Origin of the sequence: Aeromonas australiensis, assembly GCF_000819725.1 — a bacterium.
GTDB lineage: Bacteria > Pseudomonadota > Gammaproteobacteria > Enterobacterales > Aeromonadaceae > Aeromonas > Aeromonas australiensis.
On the sequence record NZ_CDDH01000062.1, the window covers coordinates 89,236 to 109,436 of the forward strand.

Sequence of the window (20,201 nt, forward strand, 5' to 3'; positions counted from 1 at the left end):
GGCAGGAGCACTGACAGCATGTCGCTCTTGCCGCTCATCAGCTGCAACACAAGCGGGTGGCCCGACGGGCCACGCCGGCAACAGGAGAGTGACATGATGCGTAATACCAGAAGCGACATGATGAAACGTACTATGGTGGTCGGGGCGCTGGCCCTGCTGCTCGGGGCCTGCAGCTCGGTCCCCAGGGAGCTGGCCTATGAGCCCGAAAATCAGCTGGTGGCCTATCAGCCAGCCCTTGGCGGGATGGAGGGCAAACCGGCCCGCTGGAGCGGCGTTATCTCGGCGGTGCACAACAAGGCGGATCAGAGCGTTATTGAAGTGGTCTATCTGCCGCTTAAATCCAACGGCGTGCCGGAGCAGACCGAACAGAGCCCGGGCCGTTTTCTGGCCATCATGAAGGGTTTTGTCGATCCGACCCTCTACGCCAAGGGGCGCAGCCTGACAGTGCTTGGCACCATAGGCCAACCGGTGGATAGCCAGATTGGCGAGCACAAGTACCGCTTCTCGGTGCTCAATGTGACGGGCAGCAAGCTATGGCCGCCAGTCAAGGAGGTGGAGGTGCGCTATATGGACCCCTACTTCTACGACCCCTTCTATGATCCCTTCTGGCCGAGACGGCCGCTGCGTCGCTAAGGCTTGCCATGATCAACGGCATCAAAAGCACTCTGCACGAACGTCAGCTCACCTTGGCAGATGGTCGGCAGGTGGCCCTGCTTGAGAATCAACTCGCGGATCAGGCTCAGCAGGGCAAACCCCTGCTGATTGCCCTGCACGGCTGGCTCGACAACAGTGCCAGCTTCTTGCCGCTGGCGTCGCATCTGGGTGATTTTCACCTCATCTGTGTCGATCTGCCGGGGCACGGTCACTCCGATCACAAAACCACCCCTTATGTCTTTGTCGACTGGCTGGACGATCTCTACCAGATCGTGCAGGCGACAGGGTGGTCGCGTTTCACTCTGCTCGGTCACTCCCTCGGGGCGCTGATCGCCTCCGCCTATGCCGGGGTGTTCCCCGAACAGGTGGAGCGGTTGATCATGCTGGAGGGGCTGGGGCCGCTGAGCCAGCCCGATGAGGAGGTACCTGCCCAGCTGCGACGTGCAATTTTAAACCGCAGCCGCACCCGGGAGCGCAATGCCAACGGCTTTGCCTCCATCGATGAAGCTGTCGCTGCCCGTTGCAAAGTGGCGGATATCAGGCCGCAGGCGGCGCGTCTTATCTGTGAACGGCAGCTTGAAGAGCGGGCAGGGCGCTGGTACTGGCGCAGCGACCCCCGTTTGCGGGATCTTTCACCCCTGAGAATGAGCGAAGGACAAGCTCGGGCATTGATGGCGGCTATCCGTTGTCCGGTGCTGTTGATTCAGGGGGAGCAGGGATTTGTTGCGCTTGAAGCCCAATGGCTGTCCCGTCAGGATGCCTTCCAGCAGATCGAGCGGGTCATATTGGGTGGAAACCATCATTTTCATATGGAAAATTCGGTTGATACGGCCGTTTGTATCGTAAAGTTTTGTCAAGTTCGGTAGAATCGCCAGCTTTCAATAATTCCAGGTTTGTTTTCTCCCTCACATTTTTCTGTTGTTAATTTGCTGTTAATTGATGTTGCGCTGTGTAAATATGTGCGGCATTAGAGCATCAGCTTAAAACAACCGATTAAAATGGATGTGAACCGGGACGGAGGCAACACAGTGAGCGCACAGGTGCTAGTTATGCAGGAGAAGTTTGTGGAAAAAGTCTGGCTGAAACGTTATCCGGAAGGGGTCCCCGCCGAGATTAATCCAGACCAATACAGCTCCCTGGTCGAGATGTTCGAATCCTCGGTGACCCAGTTTGCCGATCAGCCCGCCTTCGTCAACATGGGCCAAACCATCACCTACCGCCGTCTGGAAGAGCAGTCCCGCGCCTTTGCTGCCTACCTGCAAAACGAGCTGAAGCTGGAGAAAGGGGATCGGGTTGCGGTGATGATGCCTAACCTGCTGCAATATCCCATCGCCGTGTTCGGCATCCTGCGCGCCGGCATGATCGTGGTCAACGTCAACCCGCTCTATACCCCGCGCGAGCTGGAGCATCAGCTCAAAGACTCCGGTGCCAAAGCCATCGTCATCGTCTCCAACTTCGCCCATACCCTGGAAAAGGTGGTCTACGACACCCCGATCAAGCACGTTATCCTGACCCGGATGGGGGACAATCTGGGGCTGGCCAAGGGCACTCTGGTCAACTTCGTGGTCAAGTACGTCAAGAAGCTGGTGCCGAAATACAATCTGCCCCACGCCACCACCATGCGTCAGGCCCTCTCCAAGGGTCGTTTCCTGCAGTACATCAAGCCGGAGATCACCAACGACGATCTCGCCTTCCTGCAGTACACCGGTGGCACCACCGGCCTCTCCAAAGCGGCCATGCTGACCCATCGCAACATGATTGCCAACGTCGAGCAGTGCCTCGGCGTCTACGGCCCCATGCTGGAGCGTGGCAAGGAGTTCGTGGTCACCGCGCTGCCGCTCTATCACGTCTTTGCCCTGACCGTGAACTGCCTGCTCTTTATGCGTATCGGCGGTTACAACCTGCTGATCAGTAACCCGCGCGACATCCCGGGGTTTGTCAAAGAGATCAAGAAGTACCCCTTCACCTGCATTACCGGGGTTAACACCCTGTTCAATGCGCTGGTCAACAACGAAGAGTTTCAGGGGATCGCCTTTGACAAGCTCAAACTGACCATAGGCGGCGGCATGGCGGTGCAGCGCGCGGTCGCGGAGAAGTGGAAGACGCTGACCGACACCCCGCTGCTGGAAGGCTATGGCCTGACCGAGTGTTCGCCACTGGTGAGCGTCTGTCCCTACGATCTGACCGATTACAACGGCTCCATCGGCCTGCCGGTCTGTTCTACCGAGATCCGACTGGTGGATGACAACGGCCGGGTGATCCATGCCCTCGGCACCCCGGGCGAGATGCAGGTGCGTGGCCCGCAGGTGATGACCGGCTACTGGCAACGTCCCGAGGCGACCGCCGAGGTGATGCAGGATGGCTGGCTCTGTACCGGTGATATCGCGGTGTGCGACGAGCAGGGCTTCTTCAAGATCGTTGATCGCAAGAAGGATATGATCCTGGTCTCCGGTTTCAACGTCTATCCGAACGAGATCGAAGATGTCGTTGCCCTGCACCCGAAAGTGATGGAAGTGGCCGCGGTCGGCGTGCCGCACAAGGTCTCTGGCGAGCTGGCGAAGATCTTTGTGGTCAAGAAAGATGCAACATTGCAGGAGGACGAGATTATTGCCCACTGCCGCAAACATCTGACTGCCTATAAGGTGCCGAAACTGGTAGAATTTCGTGACGAACTTCCCAAGACCAATGTGGGCAAGATCCTGCGCCGCGTTCTGCGCGACGAGGAGATTGCCAAGCAATAACCGGACTGTGGCTGCAGAATCTTCTGCAAACCAGCACCGTTGTTATGCAAAGCCGTGGGTCAGCCCACGGTTTTTTCTTTTTGGCCCTGATCAACCGCGCAGGCACAGATGCACTATCAACTTATCACTCAGCAAACCGAACTTGAGCACTATCTCGCTGCTCTGGCCGACGTTCCCCTGGCTATCGATACTGAATTCGTTCGCACCCGCACCTACTATCCCCAGCTTGGTCTGTTCCAGATCTATGACGGCGAGCAACTGGCGCTGCTGGATCCGCTGACGCTGGATCTCTCCCCCCTCTGGCAGCGACTGGGCAGGGAAGGGCAGATCGCCATTTTGCACGCCTCTGGCGAAGATCTGGAACTGATCCAGCATCAGGCGGGCCACCTGCCCAACCAGATGCACGACACCCAGCTGGCTACCGCCTTTCTCGGTTACGGCGTTTCGGTCGGCTTTGGTGCGCTGGTGAACGAATTTCTCGGGATCGAGCTGGAAAAAGATCAAGCGCGCACCGACTGGCTGGCCCGCCCGCTTACACCGCGTCAGCTCGAATACGCGGCGGCGGATGTCTTCTACCTGATGCCGCTCTACGAGAAGGTGATGGCCAAACTGCGGGAAAGCGGCAAGTTTGCCTGGTTCGAGCAGGAGTGTCAGAACCACTCCGCTCGCAAGACCCAGGGTAGCGATCCCCGTCAGGCTTATCTCGACATCGTCAACGCCTGGCAACTGGGTCGCCGCGAGCTTGCCATCCTGCGTGAGCTGGCCGCCTGGCGCCAGCAAGAGGCGGTGCGCCGGGATCTGGCCCTCAACTTTGTGGTGAAAGAGCTGCACCTGTTCAAGGTGGCGGAGCGTCGTCCTGCTTCCCTGCGGGATCTCAACGAGCTGGGCCTCTCGCCCATCGAGATCAAGATCCACGGCAAGCGGATGCTTGATATCGTCGCCAAGGCGCAGCAGAGCGAGCCTGACAGCTGGCCCGAGCCCATTCGCCGGTTGGTGGACTTCCCCCAGTACAAGGCTGAACTCAAGCGCATAAAGGCTATGGTGGAAGAGAAGGCCAAGGCCAGCAATATTCCGCCCGAGCTGATTGCCAGCAAGAAGATCATCCACCAGTACTTCACCTGGAGTTGGCGGATGAACGATGAAGAGCGGGCCCGCAGCGACAAGCCGATGCTACTGCAAGGGTGGCGTCATGAGCTGGTAGGTCATCTGTTGGCACAATAAGCCGCAAGATTGCGCCTCCAATAAAAAATCCTCACCCTCGGGTGGGGATTTTTTATTGGGAGCAAGGTAGAAACAGGCGCGACCATGCTGTCTGAACTGGGAAAATTCAGGATACCTGACGAGATCTTCGACAAATCCGCCAGTCTGACGCAGAGGGAGCGGGTCGTCATCAATCCCCACAGCTTCGAGACTTACCCGTTCTTGCGCCATATAAAGGTCGAGAAGATTGCCCGCTGGGCAGCCATCGTCATGAGGAGCAGGATGGGGGGCATTCCATCTGCCAGCATTCACCATGGCGCTTGAGGTTGGCATCCTGCGGCTGGCTGCTGTCCCATCCTGCTGTGAGCCAGCTATGCTTGGAGCAAGCCGTGCATGGTGCCGGCATCGGCGCGCAAGACGCTAACTGGATGAACTACCGTAGGGGAGTTGATATATGGAATCGCTAAAAGCCAAGGATTATATGCAGAGTAGACCCATTACCTTCAAAGCCGAGATGATGGTGCAAGCAGCAGTCGATAAATTCCTTAATAGTCACCAACTGGGTGGCCCCGTGGTGGATGAGAAGGGTACTCTGATCGGCTGGATCTCTGAGCAGGATTGTATTGCCGTACTGCTCAAGGAGGCCTATCACTGCGAGCAAGTGGCGCAAGTCAAGGATGTGATGCGCAAAGAGGTATTGACGGTAGGGCCCGATACCACCATTTTGGCGCTGGCTGAAATGATGATGGGGCAAAAGCCGAAGATATATCCGGTGGTGGAGGAGGGACGCCTGCTCGGGGTGATAAACCGCCACAATGTGATACAGGCCATCCATACCCAGCTCACCACCTGTTTCGTGCATCACGCCCACGGATGATCTCCCATTTCTCCCTTTAACAAGGCAAGCTTCGGCTTGCCTTGGCTATGTCGGGGCCTATCTTGCACCAAAGTATGCCATCTTACTAATCTATTCAACTAACTGTTGAATGGGTACTGGCTGGTAGATCCAATGTTAAGGCTTGCACCGTTCCCGCTCGCTCTTTAGGATCGCTCGCAGCTAATCGATATGGCCCCATACCGGGCTCTCTATTAAGGAAGTTGTACCTTGTCTCTCTCAATCGAGGCGCTGCGTCGCCGTCTATCCGTCTGCATGAATCTCGACGCCCGCCGCCTTTCCAGCCGTCTGCACGGGGCCAAGAAGCTGCCTGAGGGCAAACAGGCCGCCGTGCTGGAGACTATTGCCGCCGATCTGGATGCGGCACAGGCGCGTTATCAGGCCCGTCTGGCGGGCGTACCCAAGGTCACCTATCCGGACAATTTGCCGGTCAGCCAGAAACAGGCGGAGATCGCCAAAGCCATTCAAGAACATCAAGTAGTGATCATTGCCGGGGAGACCGGCTCGGGCAAAACCACCCAGATCCCCAAAATTTGTCTGGCGCTGGGGCGCGGAGTGAAGGGCTTTATCGGTCACACCCAACCACGGCGCCTTGCAGCTCGTACAGTGGCGGCCCGCATTGCCGAGGAGATGGAGTCCGAACTCGGGCATTACGTGGGCTACAAGGTGCGCTTTACCGATCAGGTGAGTGAGCAGACCCACATCAAGCTGATGACCGACGGTATCCTGCTGGCGGAGATCCAGAACGACCGGATGCTCACCCAGTACGACACCATCATCATCGATGAGGCCCACGAGCGCAGCCTCAACATCGACTTCATTCTGGGTTATCTCAAACAGCTGCTGCCCAAGCGCCCCGATCTCAAGGTGATCATCACCTCGGCCACCATAGACCCCCAGCGTTTCTCCCGTCATTTCAACAAGGCGCCGGTGATCGAGGTCTCCGGCCGCACTTATCCGGTGGAGGTGCGCTACCGTCCGCTATTTGTTGATAAAAAAAGCAGTGACAAGAACGAAGGGCTGGAAGAGCGCGACGAGCTGCAGGGTATCTTCGATGCGGTGGAGGAGCTGGCCCGCGAGGGGCTCGGGGATATTCTTATCTTCATGAATGGCGAGCGGGAGATCCGCGATACCGCCGATGCCCTGCGCAAGCTCAATCTGCGCGACACCGAGGTGCTGCCGCTCTACGCCCGTCTCTCCAACACCGAGCAGAACAAGGTGTTCCAGCAACACGCCGGTCGGCGCATCGTGCTGGCCACCAACGTGGCGGAGACCTCGCTGACGGTGCCGGGCATTCGTTACGTTATCGATCCGGGCACCGCCCGCATCAGCCGCTACTCCTGGCGCACCAAGGTGCAGCGCCTACCCATCGAGCCGGTCTCCCAAGCCAGCGCCAATCAGCGTAAAGGGCGTTGCGGTCGGGTGGCGGACGGTATCTGTATCCGTCTCTATTCGGAGGAGGATTTCAACAGCCGTCCCGCCTTTACCGACCCCGAGATCCTGCGCACCAACCTGGCCTCCGTCATCTTGCAGATGCTGGCACTTGGTCTGGGCAATATGGAGGCGTTCCCCTTCGTTGAGCCACCCGAGTCACGCCATATCAAGGATGGCCTGACTCTCTTGAAAGAGCTGGAGGCGGTGCGCGAGCTGCCCGCACCCGGCGAGCGCGAAGCCAAACTGCAGCTGACCGAGACCGGTCGCCAGCTCTCGCGCATTCCCCTTGATCCCCGTCTGGCGAAGATGGTGATCAGCGCGGCGCAGACCGGCTGCCTGAGCGAGGTGATGGTGATCACTGCTGCCCTCAGTATTCAGGATCCACGCGAGCGACCCATGGAGAAAAAGCAGGCCGCCGATGAGCAGCACAGACGTTTTGAAGACAAGGATTCCGACTTCCTCGCCTTCGTCAATCTGTGGAACTACCTGAAAGTGCAGCAGGATGCCCTTGGCAGCAATCCGTTCCGGCGCATGTGCCAGAAGGAGTTTCTCTCCTACCTGCGGGTGCGCGAGTGGCAGGACATCCACTTCCAGCTGCGCCAGACGGTCAAGGAGCTTGGTTTTAAAGCTAATCAGGAGCCGGCGGATTTCAAAACGGTGCATTGCGCCCTGTTGACCGGCCTGTTGAGTCATATCGGCAACAAGGATCTGGAAAAACCCGAATTCCTTGGCGCCCGCAACGGCCGCTTCCACCTGTTCCCGGCCTCGGGTCTGTTCAAGAAGCCGCCCAAGTGGGTGATGGCCGCAGAATTGGTGGAAACCTCCCGTCTCTACGCCCGCATCAATGCCAAGCTTGAGCCCGAGTGGGTGGAGCCGCTGGCAGGCCACCTCATCAAGCTGCACCACAGCGACCCCCATTGGTCGAAGAAAAACGGCGCCGTGATGGCCAAGGAGAAGGTCACCCTCTATGGCCTGACCCTGGTCAACGAGCGCACCATCAACTTTAGCCGTATTGATCCGGCGCTGTGCCGCGAGCTGTTTATCCGCCGCGCCCTGGTGGAGGGGGATTTCGAGACCCGTCACCGCTTCTTTAGCGATAACCGCAAGCTCCTGGCCGAGGTGGAGGCGCTGGAGCACAAATCCCGTCGGCGCGACATTCTGGTGGATGACGAGGACCTGTTCCGCTTCTACGATGCCCGTCTGCCGGAGGAGGTGATGTCCGCCCGCCACTTCGACAAGTGGTGGAAAGAGGCGCAAAAGCAGGACGCCGAGCTGCTCAACTTCGAAAAAGAGATGCTGATGAAGGGGGATGCGGCCCACATCAGCGATCTCGACTACCCCAACTTCTGGCAGCAGGGGCGCCTCAAGCTCAAGCTGACCTATCAGTTCGAGCCGGGGGAGGCGGCGGACGGTGTGACCCTGCATATTCCGCTGCCGCTCCTGAACCAGGTGGAGGTGAAGGGGTTCGAGTGGTTGATCCCCGGGCTGCGTCACGAGCTGTTGGTGGCCCTCATCAAGTCGATGCCCAAGCCGATGCGCAAGAACTTTGTGCCGGCGCCGAACTATGCCGATGCGCTGCTTGCCAGTATCAACCCCGAGCAGGGGCCGCTCTTGGACGAGATGGAGCGCCAACTGCGCCGTATGACTGGCGTCACCGTGCCCCGTGAATCCTGGGACTGGGCTGCGGTGCCCGATCACCTGAAACTCACCTTCCGGGTGGTGGATGACAAGCACAAGAAGGTGGCGGAAGGCAAAGATCTGGAGGCATTGAAAGAGTCCCTGCGTGGCAAGGTGCAGGAGACCCTGTCGCAAGTAGCGGATGATGACATCGAACAATCCGGCCTCACTCTGTGGAGCTTTGGCGAGCTGCCCCAGGAGTACAGCCAGAAGCGCGGCGGCTTCGAGGTGAAGGCCTATCCGGCCTTGGTAGACGAGAAGGATTCGGTCGCCATCCAGCTGGTGGAGAGCCCTGTGGTACAGCAGCAGCTGATGTGGGCGGGCCAGCGCCGACTTGTGCTGCTCAACGTACCATCTCCCATCAAGTATCTGCAGGAGAAGCTGCCTAACAAGGCCAAGCTCGGGCTCTATTTCAACCCGTTTGGCAAGGTGGCGGAGCTGATTGACGACTGCATCGCCTGCGGCTGCGACAAGCTGATTGAGCAGCATGGCGGCATGGCGTGGGACGAGGCCGGTTTCGAGGCGCTCAAGGAGTTTGTCCGCGCCGAGCTCAACGATGCAGTGGTGGAGGTGGCCAAGCAGGTGGAAGCCGTACTGACGCTCTCCCATGAGATCAAGAAGCGGCTCAAGGGCAAGATGCAGCTCGACACCGCTTTTGCCATGTCGGATATCCAGCAGCAGCTCGGCAACCTTATTCACAAGGGGTTTGTCACCGAGACCGGCTGGCAGCGGTTGCCTGACTTGTTGCGCTATTTGCGGGCCATCGAGCGTCGCCTCGAGAAGCTCGCCATCGATCCCAACCGGGATCGGGTCTACATGCTCAAAGTGCACAGCGTGGAGTCGGAGTACAAGGCGCTGCTGGCCAAGATCCCCAAATCCCAGCTTATTCCCGCCGAGGTGGCCAATATCCGCTGGATGATCGAGGAGCTGCGGGTATCGTTCTTCGCCCAGAATCTGGGGACTCCGTATCCGGTCTCCGATAAACGGGTGCTGAACGCCATTGCTCAGTGCTAAGCTGCTAGCTGGCTGTTTTAGCTGTGTGATAGCCGGTGATGAGTTGGGGTTGCCAGTCAGGTAGCCCCTTCCAACCGCAAGTCAGGGAGGCAAGGATGCTGGGGATTTGGTTGAGTGTGGCGCAAGTGATGATCAGTGGTTATCACCCCATCGCCGAACAAACCTGGGTACAATTGAACCCGGAATATTACCCACTGGCGCGTACCCCGCCAGCCATGTTTGTGGCCTGGCGTGGTAATCAGTTTCCGCCACTGGCCCAGAAGCAGCAGCATGGTCGCTGGCAGATCCTCTTTCCTGCCCGGTTGGTGCCACCCTTTGATCTGTTCGAGGGGGAGGCCGAGCTCTCCAAGGCCTATCTGGCCAGACTCAAGCGCATTGACGAAATGGCTTATGGTGTCTCTCCTGGCCAGGATGTTGCGATAGGGCTGCAGGGAAGTGGTTTGCCTGTTGATCATTTACCGTCCATCACGCCCTTTATTGCCGAGTTTCGCATTCCCCAAAGAGGGCTTGACGGGGTGAACCGATTTACGTCCGTTGACCGTGAGCCTTTGCTGGTTCAGCTGGACATGACAATTGGTACCGCGGGGATGGCCGGGGAGCGACTTGCCAACGGCTCGGCAGCGTTATCCTCTGACGAGAATAATGCCGCGTTCACCCTTGCGCCCCCGGCTGCTGGCGGGTCAAAAATGGTGTGTCATCAGGTTAGCGCGGGGGAGACGCTGTGGCGTATTGCCCATCAGCTATCCAGTGCCAAGGGGGTTGATACCTACAGCTATTTACTGGCGATGGTGGCAGAGAATCAACCGCAGCTTGGCAAGAGTATCCGGGTCAGAACGGGGGATGGTCTCTACTGCCCGCGTGCCGAGACCCTGGCGCAGTTCGATGCCCTGAGTCCGGCCCAGCGTCAGCTGCAATTTGCTCTGCTGGAGCAAGGGCGCTAAATGCAGAGTCGCTGCCTTGTATCCGAATTTGGCCCGTGGTAGTATTCGCGCTCGTTTTGCGAGGTGCTGACCGGTCGCAGTTAGCACCATAAATTCATCCAAAAGAGATACATATTATGTCTTTCGTATTCCAAGCTGAAGTCCGTTCTGACCTGGGGAAAGGTGCGAGCCGCCGCCTGCGTCACGCTGACCAAGTTCCTGCCATCGTTTACGGTGCAGGCAAAGAAGCCCTGTCCATCACTGTTGACCACAAGAAAATGGTTCTGGCTCAAGAGAAGCCGGAATTCTATGAGTCTGTCCTGACTCTGGTTATCAACGGTGAAGAAGTTAACGTAAAAGTGAAAGCTATCCAGCGTCACCCGGTACGTTACAAGCTGATCCACCTGGACTTCGTTCGCGTTTAATCGCGAACCGTCAGGTCGAAGAAAAGCCACTCTCCGGAGTGGCTTTTTGCTATTTGATATCTTGTGAGCTGGCTGAAAAGGTTACCTGATCAGCGATGACAGGGGTTATCCCAGCTGGCTCAGTGCATGTTGGCAGCGCTGCTCGGCAGCATCCAGCTCCAGCAGCACCATCCTGATATCTTCCATCTGCTGTTGTAGCGTCTCCCGTTTCTCCTCAACCAGTCCCAGCATGGTCTGCAGCTGAGTACGGCTACTCTTGTCAGCATCATAGAGGTCAAACAGCTCGCGGATCTCGGCGAGGCTGAATCCAAGCCGCTTGCCGCGCAGGGTGAGCTTGAGGCGAACCCGATCCTGCTTGCTATAAATGCGAGTCTGCCCCTCTCTGGCGGGATTGAGCAACCCCTGATCCTCGTAGAAACGGATACTGCGCGTCGTAATATCAAATTCCCGGGCCAGCTCACTGATGCTGAAGCGCCGTCTTTCATCCTTGTTGTTCATACAGACTTCTTGGCGAACTAAATCCTGTCTGCACCTTACCTAAACGTAAACTGCACTGCAACTCTTGTTCCATCGCGTCAGAACCCCTATGTTATGGCCATGTAACAAAAGAGGCAGGCAAATGGATATTGCAATTGTGGCGGCAAAACGGACGCCGATGGGGGCGTTTCAGGGGGCATTGGCAGAGGTGACTGCGCCTGAGTTGGGAGCTTGTGCCATCGAGGCGGCACTGCAGCAAAGCGGGCTGCGTCCGGAGCAGGTCGATGAAGTATTTATGGGCAATGTGCTGGCGGCAGGCGTGGGGCAAGCACCTGCTCGACAGGCCATGTTGAAAGCGGGGCTGCCAGACAGGGTGCCTGCCACTACGGTCAACAAGGTGTGCGGCTCCGGCATGAAAGCAGTGATGTTGGCGGCGGATACCATCCGCCTTGGTGACAATAGGGTGGTGGTAGCGGGAGGGATGGAGAGCATGAGCCGTGCCCCCTATCTGCTGGATAACGCCCGCAGTGGCTTTCGGATGGGGCATCAAAAGGTGCTGGACCACCTCTTCCTCGATGGTTTGCAAGATGCCTATGATGGCCAGCTGATGGGAGTACATGCCCAGCGCAGCGCCGAGCTGGCCGGTTTGACCCGCACTGCCATGGATGAGTTTGCTCTTGCGTCGTTGCAGCGTGCCCGCGATGCGCAGCAAGCCGGTGCGTTTGTGTCCGAACTGACAAGCGTCTATCGCGGTGAGCGCTTGTTGCTGGCCGAAGACGAGCAGCCCGGCAAGGGCAGACCGGAGAAGATCCCTACCCTGAAGCCAGCGTTTGGCAAGGAGGGCACCATTACGGCAGCCAATTCGAGCTCTATCTCGGACGGTGCGGCGGCGCTGATATTGATGGATGGCGCCACGGCGCAAGCCTGGCAGGTACCCGTGCTGGCACGGATCGTCGGTTATCAGAGCCACGCGGCATTGCCCGCCGAATTTACCTCTGCGCCCATTGGCGCCATTTCACGGTTGCTGGCGCGTCTGGCATGGTCGGTGGAAGAGGTCGATCTGTTTGAGATCAACGAAGCTTTTGCCATGGTTACCATGCTGGCCATGAGCGGGGTCGGCATTCCTCATCACAAGGTCAATGTGCATGGTGGGGCATGTGCGCTCGGTCATCCGCTGGGGGCGAGTGGTGCACGTATTCTGGTGACGCTGATTGCTACGCTGCAGCAGCGGGGTTTACGGCGAGGCGTGGCCGCGCTCTGTATCGGAGGCGGTGAGGCGACCGCCATCGCAGTCGAGGTGAACCATGAAGCGAATTAATCGGTAGCGTCCATCGCTTGCAGCTGCTCATTCACCCAGGTCGTTGCCGCAAGATAAAGATGGCTCACCTTGTCCTCATTCAAGCCAAGGTGTGCTGTTCTGGCCGTCACCTGTGACCAGTTGGCATTCTCGTAATCTTCACAAAACGCGAGATAGAAACCCAGATTGCCCTTGCGCTCGAGCAGGGCTTCGTGGATATCGTCAATCAGGGGAATTGTACCGAGCAGTTTGTCCATCGGTTGCTCCATCAGGACATCCAGCAGGGAGAAGAGGCCGGTGATAAAGGCTTGTTGTGCTTGTTGAGTCGGGGTATGGGCGTGGGCCAGTAGCTCGCAGAAGCGGGCGCGAACCATCGACATCTGGTAAAGTTCGGCGCTCTTGCCCTTGCCCGCGCTGGTCGCGGCCACCAGCGAGACAAAGCGCTTTAGCTGAGTGTTGCCCAGATAGATGGCCGCTTGGCGAAACGAAGAGATTGGATTTGCATGGCCTTTTAGGTGATTGACATAACGCAGCAACTTGACGGACAGAGAGATATCCTGGCTGAGTAGCTGCTCAATCTTGTTGATATCCGGTTCTGCCTCATTGACCACATTGAGTAACTGCATTACCACAACCTGAGCCGGCTCCATGGTGGCTTGTTTGACCATCTCTGGGCGGCTGAAGAAAAAGCCCTGGAACAGCTGGATCCCCAGCTGTTTTACCCGTTCGAACTCCGCCTTGTCTTCTACTTTTTCTGCCAGATAAGTAAGTCCCAGCGTTTGATGACGCTTGATAAACACCTTGATCTGAAAAAGTGATGTCGCTCGCAGGTCAAACTTGATGATATGGATAAAGGGTAGGAAGCGCTCCCAATCCGGCGACATGGTGAAATCATCAAGCGCCAGCGTATAGCCCAGTCTATGGAGCTGTTTGACCTTCTCCAGCAGTGCATCGTCCGGTGCTGCATCCTCCAGAATTTCAATAACTACCTTTTCGGGCGGCAGACACTCTGCCAATCCCTCCAGCAGCAGTGAGTGGGGGAAATTGATAAAGCAGGGGCGGCCCCCCAGCAGCTGATCGATATTTTGTTGCAGGAACTGTTCGACCACCAGGCGAGACGTCGCCTGTTGGGAGGAGATACTCGGGAAGACATTATTCAGACTATCGCGAAAGAGCAGCTCATAGGCGTGGGTATTGAGATCTCTGTCGAGGATAGGCTGTCTGGCTACGTAGGAATACATGCCTTGCTCCAGTATGGGTACTGGGTTGATTTTATGGTGTTGCAGAACACTATGCCAGTTTTGGTCCTGTTCGGTAAGGCAGTAATTGGCATAGTGTTTTTCTGTGGGAAAGGAATTTAGAAGAGATAGCTCAATTGTGCGCCAGCCAGCCAGGCATCCCCTTCGGAGGTACCATCAAAGCGGGATTGATAGCTGCCTTGGGTGAAGCTTTCATGCACCTCTACTTTCTTGCCATCGAGCAGGGTCAGCCCCAGATCCACAGTCAGGTCGGGGGTGAACTGATACCCCATCCCCAGGCTGTACCAAAACCGATCTGCATCGGGGATCGAGATAGTGCGATTGGCTGCAGGCACCGGGCTCTGATCATAGGCGAGACCGGAGCGAAGTTGCCATTTGGCATTCAGTTGATAGGTCATCCCCAGAGCATAGCGCCAGCTATCTTCCCAGTGCTCTTCTTTAATGGGCAGGGTACCGAGGTGATCGAGATTGGCCGTCAACGCTGTAAACTTGCTCCAGTCGGTCCAGTTGATGCTGCTATGGATCGCCAGTTTATCGTTTATCTGCTGGAATACCGCCAGCTCAGCTGTCGCGGGCAGCGGCAGCACCAGATTGCCTTGATCGCTGATGCTTACAAATTTACCCGGCGCCACCGGCTTACTCAGAGTGGCATCTCCCTTGAGCTTCAGATCGACACCATTGCGGTAGGAGAGGCCTATCCGGGTCTGCTCGCTAGGGGTCAACAGAATACCTGTGTTCCAGCCCAGTTCGCGGCCATCACCTTTAACATGCTTGGCAATGACGCTTTGACCATTGGTGAGGGTTGTCGGATAGGTGCCGCCCACTTCCCCTTCTCCCTGAATGAGAGAGAGCCCCACCCCAATGGAGAGCATGTCGCTGACGCGATAAGCCAGCGCACTCCCCAAATCGACGGTTCTGATGTCAGACACATTACCGAAATGACCGGCGTGATAACCCTGGGGCATCTCGATCCCCAAGCCATAGTGAGAGGTGGCAGATAGCCCCATGCTCAGACGCTCGTTAATCGGCGCAATGAAATAGAGGTTGGGGATCCAGGCATCATCCGCGATATCGTTTGCACTGGCGCTCTGGGGGCCGAACATGTCGTGCACCTGACCCTCGATATTGACATCTGGCTTCAGATAAATCACACCGCCAGAAAGGGTTGGGCTACGAAAACGGGTGATAGCGCCGGGATTGCGGCCCACTACTGCAGCATTGTCCGCAATGGCTGCTTCACCGGCAAAGGCGCGGCCAAGGCCAGTGGCAGACTGCTCGGCTAACTGATAGCCTGCGGCGTGGGCTTGATTAGCCAAGATCAGCAGAGCGATGGCAGACGGTTTGATGATGGGATGCATGGCAAAATCCTTGCTGTTACCCGAAGGTTCAATAGGTTATGTGATTGGAGGCAGGATTTTATATGGTCTGACCAGTAAGGCAACGAGAATGGCAGGGGGCTGGATAAAACAAGATTTAATGCTGAGATGGTACGGTCTAATAGTTTGATTAAAAAAGAAAAATAAACACATGTGTGCTACATGTGTGCGCCGAAATGGTTTTTGTGGATAAAAAAAGAGCGCCTGCCGGCGCTCTTTTCATTTATCAATCATCAGAACTTCATATTGAAGCCAACAGATGCCAGATAGGCATCACCATGGGAGGTTCCTTGCCAGCGAGTGGGGCTATCGTGCTTAGGGATCCCTTCATCGACATTTACCTTCTTGCCATCGATATAGGTCAGACCGAAGTCCAGGCTCATATCCTGATTGAGGTGGTAGGTGGCGCCGGCGCTATACCAGATACGGTCAGAGTCAGGGATACTCAGACTACGGTATTCGGCTTCAATCGGAGACTTATCATAGGCGAAGCCCAGACGCGCTTCCCAAGCCGGGTTGATATACCAGGTGCCGCCGATGGCATAACGCATCGAATCTTTGAATTTCTCGTCTTTTTGTAAACACTGACCAGGCGTTCCGTCATTACAGGCACCACTCGTCGCTTTCAGTTCCTGGAAGGCGCTCCAGTCAGTCCAGTTAACGGAGTAGTGAACGGCAAACTGCTGGTTTAGACGGTGGTAACCGGCAAATTCAGCTTGAGCAGGCAAATCGAGCTTCAGGTTGCCGTCAACGGTTTGGTAACCCGAAGCTGTGCCATTAAAGTCACCATCAAAGCTGAGGTCTACTTGTGAGCGATAAGTAAGGGCGAAGCGATTGTTCTCATTAACTTCATAGAGAGTGCCGACGTTCCAGCCAAAGCCCCAAGTATCACCTTTCAGACTGGCAATTTTGGTATCAGCATTGTGTTTGATCCCTGTCCCACCCATCTGGAGGGGGAGAGAAAGAGCCGGTGCTAGACCACCGGCGTATCGATTCAGTTCCGCTTTTGCATAAACCGCATTAATACCGGCACCGATACTGAACTGTTCGTTAACTTTATAGGCAACATTGGGGTTGAGGTTCACGGTGATCAGTGAGGTATCACCGGCACCAGCCCCAGCAGGGTTTGTTTTAGAGTACTCGGTTGCGAGACCGTAGTTGGAGAAAAGGGCCAGGCCCCATGCCCACTGGTCATTCAATGGTTGAATAAAATAGGAGGCAGGTACGAATGCTGCTGGCGCAATGCCTTCTTCGCTTGCAGGGCCATTGAGACTCGGGAGTGGAATCGGGGATTTCATCGCACCATCTACATCCACATCCGGTTTGATATAGGTGCCGGAGACAGCAACCGCCATCTTGTCAAAGGTGGTCATGGCAGCCGGGTTACGGGCCAGTACGGAGGCGTTGTCAGCGATAGCCGCTTCACCGGCATAGGCGCGACCCAGACCGGAGGCGGAGTGCTCGTTCAACTGGAATGCCGCGGCATGGACTTGACCGGTGGCCAGCGCGATGGTGGCGGCAATCAGGCTCTTCTTGAAAATAGTTGTCGTCATGGTTTTCTCTCTTGTAGGCAGATTTTTTTGCCGATATTGGCTGCACGTTCCATGCAAACCCCGACAAAATCCGTTTTTATTTCAGCTTCTTCCCAATCATTACTGGCGTGATTCTATGGGTCTGGTAGGAGGTAAGAAATCAGACCAGTGACAGCAGAATACATAAAAGTGATCAATGTGTTAATCATTTGTTTTAACTAGATGTTTAATTCATCAGTTTCAGCAGCTTGAGGCGATTTTTTAGTCAAAAAGGACGATCTGGCTCACAAAATTTTTTTTGTCTATTTTGTGATATTTATCGGAATTTGCGGGGAACAAGAGGGGAACAGATAGAAAACCGCCATCAAGCAAGCCAGATGGCGGGGTCGGTGTGTGGTGGCGCAGTTGTTAAATAGACCAGTGTAACTTGGCTTTGAGCCGTGCAGAGACGGGTTCGAGAGACTCTTTCATCTGACCAATCAGTACCATGTTGGCCCCTTTTAATGGCACTATCTCACCTTTGAGCGTGCCATCTTCAAATCGGGGTTGCACGCTCAGGGGAACATGTTTGGGGACCAGAAACAGGGTGACGGGCCCCATTTCACCTTCGATGACCATGTGCAGTGCTGGCCCTTGGTAAAAAGCGCAGTGATTCACATAGGTGACCTTTAGCCCATCCATGCCACTCATGGTCGCGCCATACTTCTCCATTTTGCTATTGATATTGTGCAGATTGACCCCTTCATCGATTCCCGCGATGAATGGTGCCTCTTCATAGACGTGAGCCATGGCGATCTGGGCGAGGGAAGGTGGTGTGCTGCTCTCTGTGGGCAGCGTGAGCCAGCGTGTACTCATGCCGAGCAAGAATGCCACTGATGCAGCCATAGCAAGTTGGCTCCATGAGGTTCCGGATGAAGAAGGAACAGGCGTGTTGGCCGCAGTGGCATGTGGTTCACCAGATGATGGAGAATCATCCTGATAGAGTGCCTGGCGCAGCAGGATCCGTTCGGCCAGCCCGGCTGGTACCTCTACCGCCATGGCTTTGTGCAGCGCACGGTCGAGCCGCTTCATCTCTTCCAGATAGTGTTGATTATTCTGGCTGGCATTGGCTGCCGACAGAAAGTCGGGTTGCTGATCGTCAGGCTGGATCATGGCGTTGCGGCGAAACTCGAGTTCATCCATGTCCGTGTCCTCTTGCTGGTTTTTTCTGTTCCAATGTTTCTTTGATCTGGTTACGAGCACGAAACAGTCGGGTCATGACGGTGTTTTTGTTAAGACCGAGCATCTCGGCGATCTCTTCACCACTAAAGCCTCCCACGACTTGCAGCAGCAGTGGCTCCTGATACTCATCGGGTAGTCTGGCAATATGGCGGCGTAACCACTCGTTTTCCATCTCTTCTTCACTGTGCAGGGCGTCTGGGTGGGCCTGCGGGTGATCATCGAGATCAACCAGTTCAAGTTGCTTGCGTTCGAAGCGACGGGCGTTTTCGCGCCTGAGGATGGTGATAAGCCACCCCTTGGCCGCCTTGTCGTCCAGCAGGGTGTCAATCGCCTTCCATGCTCGCAGGAAGGTCTCTTGCACCAGATCTTCCGCCACGTTGGGATCCCGGGTCAGCCAGTAGGCATACCGGTAGAGATCGCCATGCAGCGCATGAACCAGTGCTTCAAATTTGGTTTGTTTGTCAGCCATGGGATCAGAGACCGGCGAAGTGGCCGGATCATTTCCGCCAATATGCGGCTGAGCCCGTTTTTTTCTAAAAAAAAGCAGTGCCATAGGGCAATCCTTGTCAGGGGGCGTGGTGGTGGGGGTGGGAACTCCCCTGCGCCAGCAGGTAAATCAGGTGTGCAATACCGGCGGTTTCATCTGCCCTGAGGGAACGCGCCAGAGCGCGCCACTCGATGGGCGGGCCAGAAGAGGGCCGTGCAAAACAGGCTCGCTCGAGTGCGGTGAGCGCGTTGTTGACCCGATTATGCCGAGCGTCAGGCAACTGGCCTAATTGATAATAGGAGACTTGCCAGCGTAAGGTCGCCCACTGGATCAGTGCCTTGCGGCTGGCGTCCGGCTGGTGTTGGCCAAGGGTGCGTTGCAGTCGATAGAAGGCGCGCCAGCGGGGGCTGTGGCGCCATAGCGCTCGTAGCGCCAGGGCCAGCACGACCCACCAAAGGCTCTCTTGCAGTGCCATCTGCGATGGCTGCTTATCAGGTTGTCGATTTGTCGCTCTCTGAAACGTCAACGAGATGGCGGGCAGGCTGGCCTGCTCAATCCGGCCACTTTGAGTATTAAACCAGGGCAGGTCAATGGGAGGGAGCAGATAGTCGCCGCTCTGCTCCGCGACTAGGGTCTGGCGCCATTGTCGCTCAAACAGCAGTTTGCCGTCGCGGTAACGCTCCTGTTGTTGCTCGCCATCGGGATGGGCCTGCACCCCTGCGGGCAGTTGATGGACCATCAGTGGGGCAAGCTGGATCTGGCCGCTGTCACCGTTTTCCATGGTCAGGGTGAGGATCCGGATCAGCGGTTCACCCACTTCCCCCGTGGTGGCCGGTTCAAGCCGTTGGCTCAGGGTCAGCCGGGTGGCCACCGGTGTGGCGGGGGCCTTGTCCACCCGAACCTCGAGTGGTGCCGCGCGGGCCGAGAGCCTTTGCGGCTGGCCCCCTTGCTGCGTGAGCTGCCCCTGCAAGCGGGGCGACTCGAGGTGCCAGAGTCCCGGCGCGTTTGCTTGAATAAGCCAGCTGCGGGTGAGCCTGCCGGGCAGACCCGCCTGAGCGGGGGCGATCCACTCGTCGCTACCGAGGCGACGGATGGTGAAGTGGGCAGAACTAAGCTCGCTCAGCGCCGGGTTTTGCATGCTGGTGGGCAGCCAAAGGGTCAGCCGGTAGATCACCGGTTGGCCAGGATAGAGCGGGCCCTGATGATCAAGGCTGGCTTGCATCTCGAGGGGCGAGGGGGCAGGGGGTTGTGGCAGCGCCGCTGTTTGCGTTGCTCTCGATGGCAGGGTGAGTGAGGGGGTGAACTCATTTCCCAGCTTGAGCGGGGCAATCACCACCTCGGTAGCTGCGGGTGAATTGCTCTGGTGCAAAGGGATCTGCCAGCGAGTCAGTTGTTGTACCGGGGTGTTGACCCGGCTCATGGTCACTCTGCCCACGGCAAATTGGCGCAGTAGGGGGGTGATCTCCAGTTCACTGCTCTGGCGCTCGCCATCCGCTTCGATGATCAGCAGCCAATCGCCGGGGTCCGTCCCCGGCAGTAGCTCTGCGCGAGGAGGGAGGGCCCAGCCAAGTGGACTCACCAGTGCGAGCAAC

The 20,201-nt window shown here is 56.9% G+C and carries 17 protein-coding genes; 10 read left to right on the forward strand and 7 right to left on the reverse strand.

Going from position 1 to position 20,201, the window contains the following annotated elements; all coding sequences use genetic code 11:
- Window positions 1–117: 117 nt before the first annotated feature.
- The 9 genes from BN1117_RS10055 (at window position 118) to rplY (ending at window position 10,960) form a co-directional block, all read left to right on the forward strand.
- Window positions 118–633 (forward strand): Slp family lipoprotein, encoded by a 516-nt coding sequence (locus BN1117_RS10055; RefSeq protein ID WP_040097244.1) that lies wholly within the window; start codon window positions 118–120, stop codon window positions 631–633.
- 8 nt (window positions 634–641) lie between these two features.
- The gene (locus BN1117_RS10060) at window positions 642–1,520 is read left to right on the forward strand and encodes an alpha/beta fold hydrolase (RefSeq protein ID WP_040097011.1); all 879 of its coding nucleotides are present in this window, start codon (window positions 642–644) and stop codon (window positions 1,518–1,520) included.
- A gap of 198 nt (window positions 1,521–1,718) precedes the next feature.
- A complete protein-coding gene (fadD, locus tag BN1117_RS10065) occupies window positions 1,719–3,395 on the forward strand; it encodes a long-chain-fatty-acid--CoA ligase FadD (RefSeq protein WP_156129952.1) in 1,677 nt (558 codons plus the stop codon).
- Between the two features lie 108 nt (window positions 3,396–3,503).
- Entirely contained in the window at window positions 3,504–4,616 is a 1,113-nt protein-coding gene (gene rnd / locus BN1117_RS10070; protein ID WP_040097014.1) for a ribonuclease D, read from the forward strand.
- A gap of 84 nt (window positions 4,617–4,700) precedes the next feature.
- Complete coding sequence (locus BN1117_RS10075; RefSeq protein WP_040097016.1) at window positions 4,701–4,919, forward strand: hypothetical protein; 219 nt, start codon at window positions 4,701–4,703, stop codon at window positions 4,917–4,919.
- 130 nt (window positions 4,920–5,049) lie between these two features.
- On the forward strand, window positions 5,050–5,472 hold the full coding sequence (locus BN1117_RS10080; RefSeq protein WP_040097018.1) for a CBS domain-containing protein: 423 nt from the start codon (window positions 5,050–5,052) through the stop codon (window positions 5,470–5,472).
- Window positions 5,473–5,700: 228 nt separating this feature from the next.
- Window positions 5,701–9,615, forward strand: a complete 3,915-nt coding sequence (hrpA, locus tag BN1117_RS10085) for an ATP-dependent RNA helicase HrpA (RefSeq protein ID WP_040097019.1) — start codon at window positions 5,701–5,703, stop codon at window positions 9,613–9,615.
- A gap of 95 nt (window positions 9,616–9,710) precedes the next feature.
- A complete protein-coding gene (locus BN1117_RS10090; protein WP_040097021.1) occupies window positions 9,711–10,556 on the forward strand; it encodes a hypothetical protein in 846 nt (281 codons plus the stop codon).
- A gap of 116 nt (window positions 10,557–10,672) precedes the next feature.
- Entirely contained in the window at window positions 10,673–10,960 is a 288-nt protein-coding gene (rplY, locus tag BN1117_RS10095) for a 50S ribosomal protein L25 (RefSeq protein WP_040097023.1), read from the forward strand.
- 105 nt (window positions 10,961–11,065) lie between these two features.
- Here rplY and BN1117_RS10100 read toward each other — a convergent pair whose 3' ends face one another.
- A complete protein-coding gene (locus BN1117_RS10100) occupies window positions 11,066–11,458 on the reverse strand; it encodes a MerR family transcriptional regulator (protein WP_040097024.1) in 393 nt (130 codons plus the stop codon).
- A 121-nt stretch (window positions 11,459–11,579) separates the two neighbouring features.
- Here BN1117_RS10100 and BN1117_RS10105 point away from each other — a divergent pair, with 121 nt between their 5' ends.
- A complete protein-coding gene (locus tag BN1117_RS10105) occupies window positions 11,580–12,755 on the forward strand; it encodes a thiolase family protein (RefSeq protein WP_040097026.1) in 1,176 nt (391 codons plus the stop codon).
- Here BN1117_RS10105 and BN1117_RS10110 read toward each other — a convergent pair.
- The 6 genes from BN1117_RS10110 to BN1117_RS10135 form a co-directional block, all read right to left on the reverse strand.
- On the reverse strand, window positions 12,752–13,975 hold the full coding sequence (locus BN1117_RS10110) for an EAL and HDOD domain-containing protein (RefSeq protein WP_040097028.1): 1,224 nt from the start codon (window positions 13,973–13,975) through the stop codon (window positions 12,752–12,754). The genes BN1117_RS10105 and BN1117_RS10110 overlap by 4 nt on opposite strands.
- Before the next feature lie 116 nt (window positions 13,976–14,091).
- Window positions 14,092–15,351, reverse strand: a complete 1,260-nt coding sequence (locus tag BN1117_RS10115) for an outer membrane protein transport protein (RefSeq protein ID WP_040097030.1) — start codon at window positions 15,349–15,351, stop codon at window positions 14,092–14,094.
- Between the two features lie 251 nt (window positions 15,352–15,602).
- Window positions 15,603–16,922 carry an outer membrane protein transport protein gene (locus tag BN1117_RS10120; protein ID WP_040097032.1) on the reverse strand — a complete coding sequence of 440 codons (1,320 nt, stop codon included), beginning with the start codon at window positions 16,920–16,922 and terminating at the stop codon, window positions 15,603–15,605.
- 387 nt (window positions 16,923–17,309) lie between these two features.
- The gene (locus tag BN1117_RS10125) at window positions 17,310–18,083 is read right to left on the reverse strand and encodes a DUF3379 family protein (RefSeq protein ID WP_040097034.1); all 774 of its coding nucleotides are present in this window, start codon (window positions 18,081–18,083) and stop codon (window positions 17,310–17,312) included.
- Complete coding sequence (locus BN1117_RS10130; protein WP_040097036.1) at window positions 18,076–18,675, reverse strand: sigma-70 family RNA polymerase sigma factor; 600 nt, start codon at window positions 18,673–18,675, stop codon at window positions 18,076–18,078. The genes BN1117_RS10125 and BN1117_RS10130 overlap by 8 nt, the downstream gene beginning before the upstream one ends.
- Window positions 18,676–18,688: 13 nt before the next feature.
- Window positions 18,689–20,200, reverse strand: a complete 1,512-nt coding sequence (locus BN1117_RS10135) for a BatD family protein (RefSeq protein WP_052441486.1) — start codon at window positions 20,198–20,200, stop codon at window positions 18,689–18,691.
- Window position 20,201 lies beyond the last annotated feature (1 nt).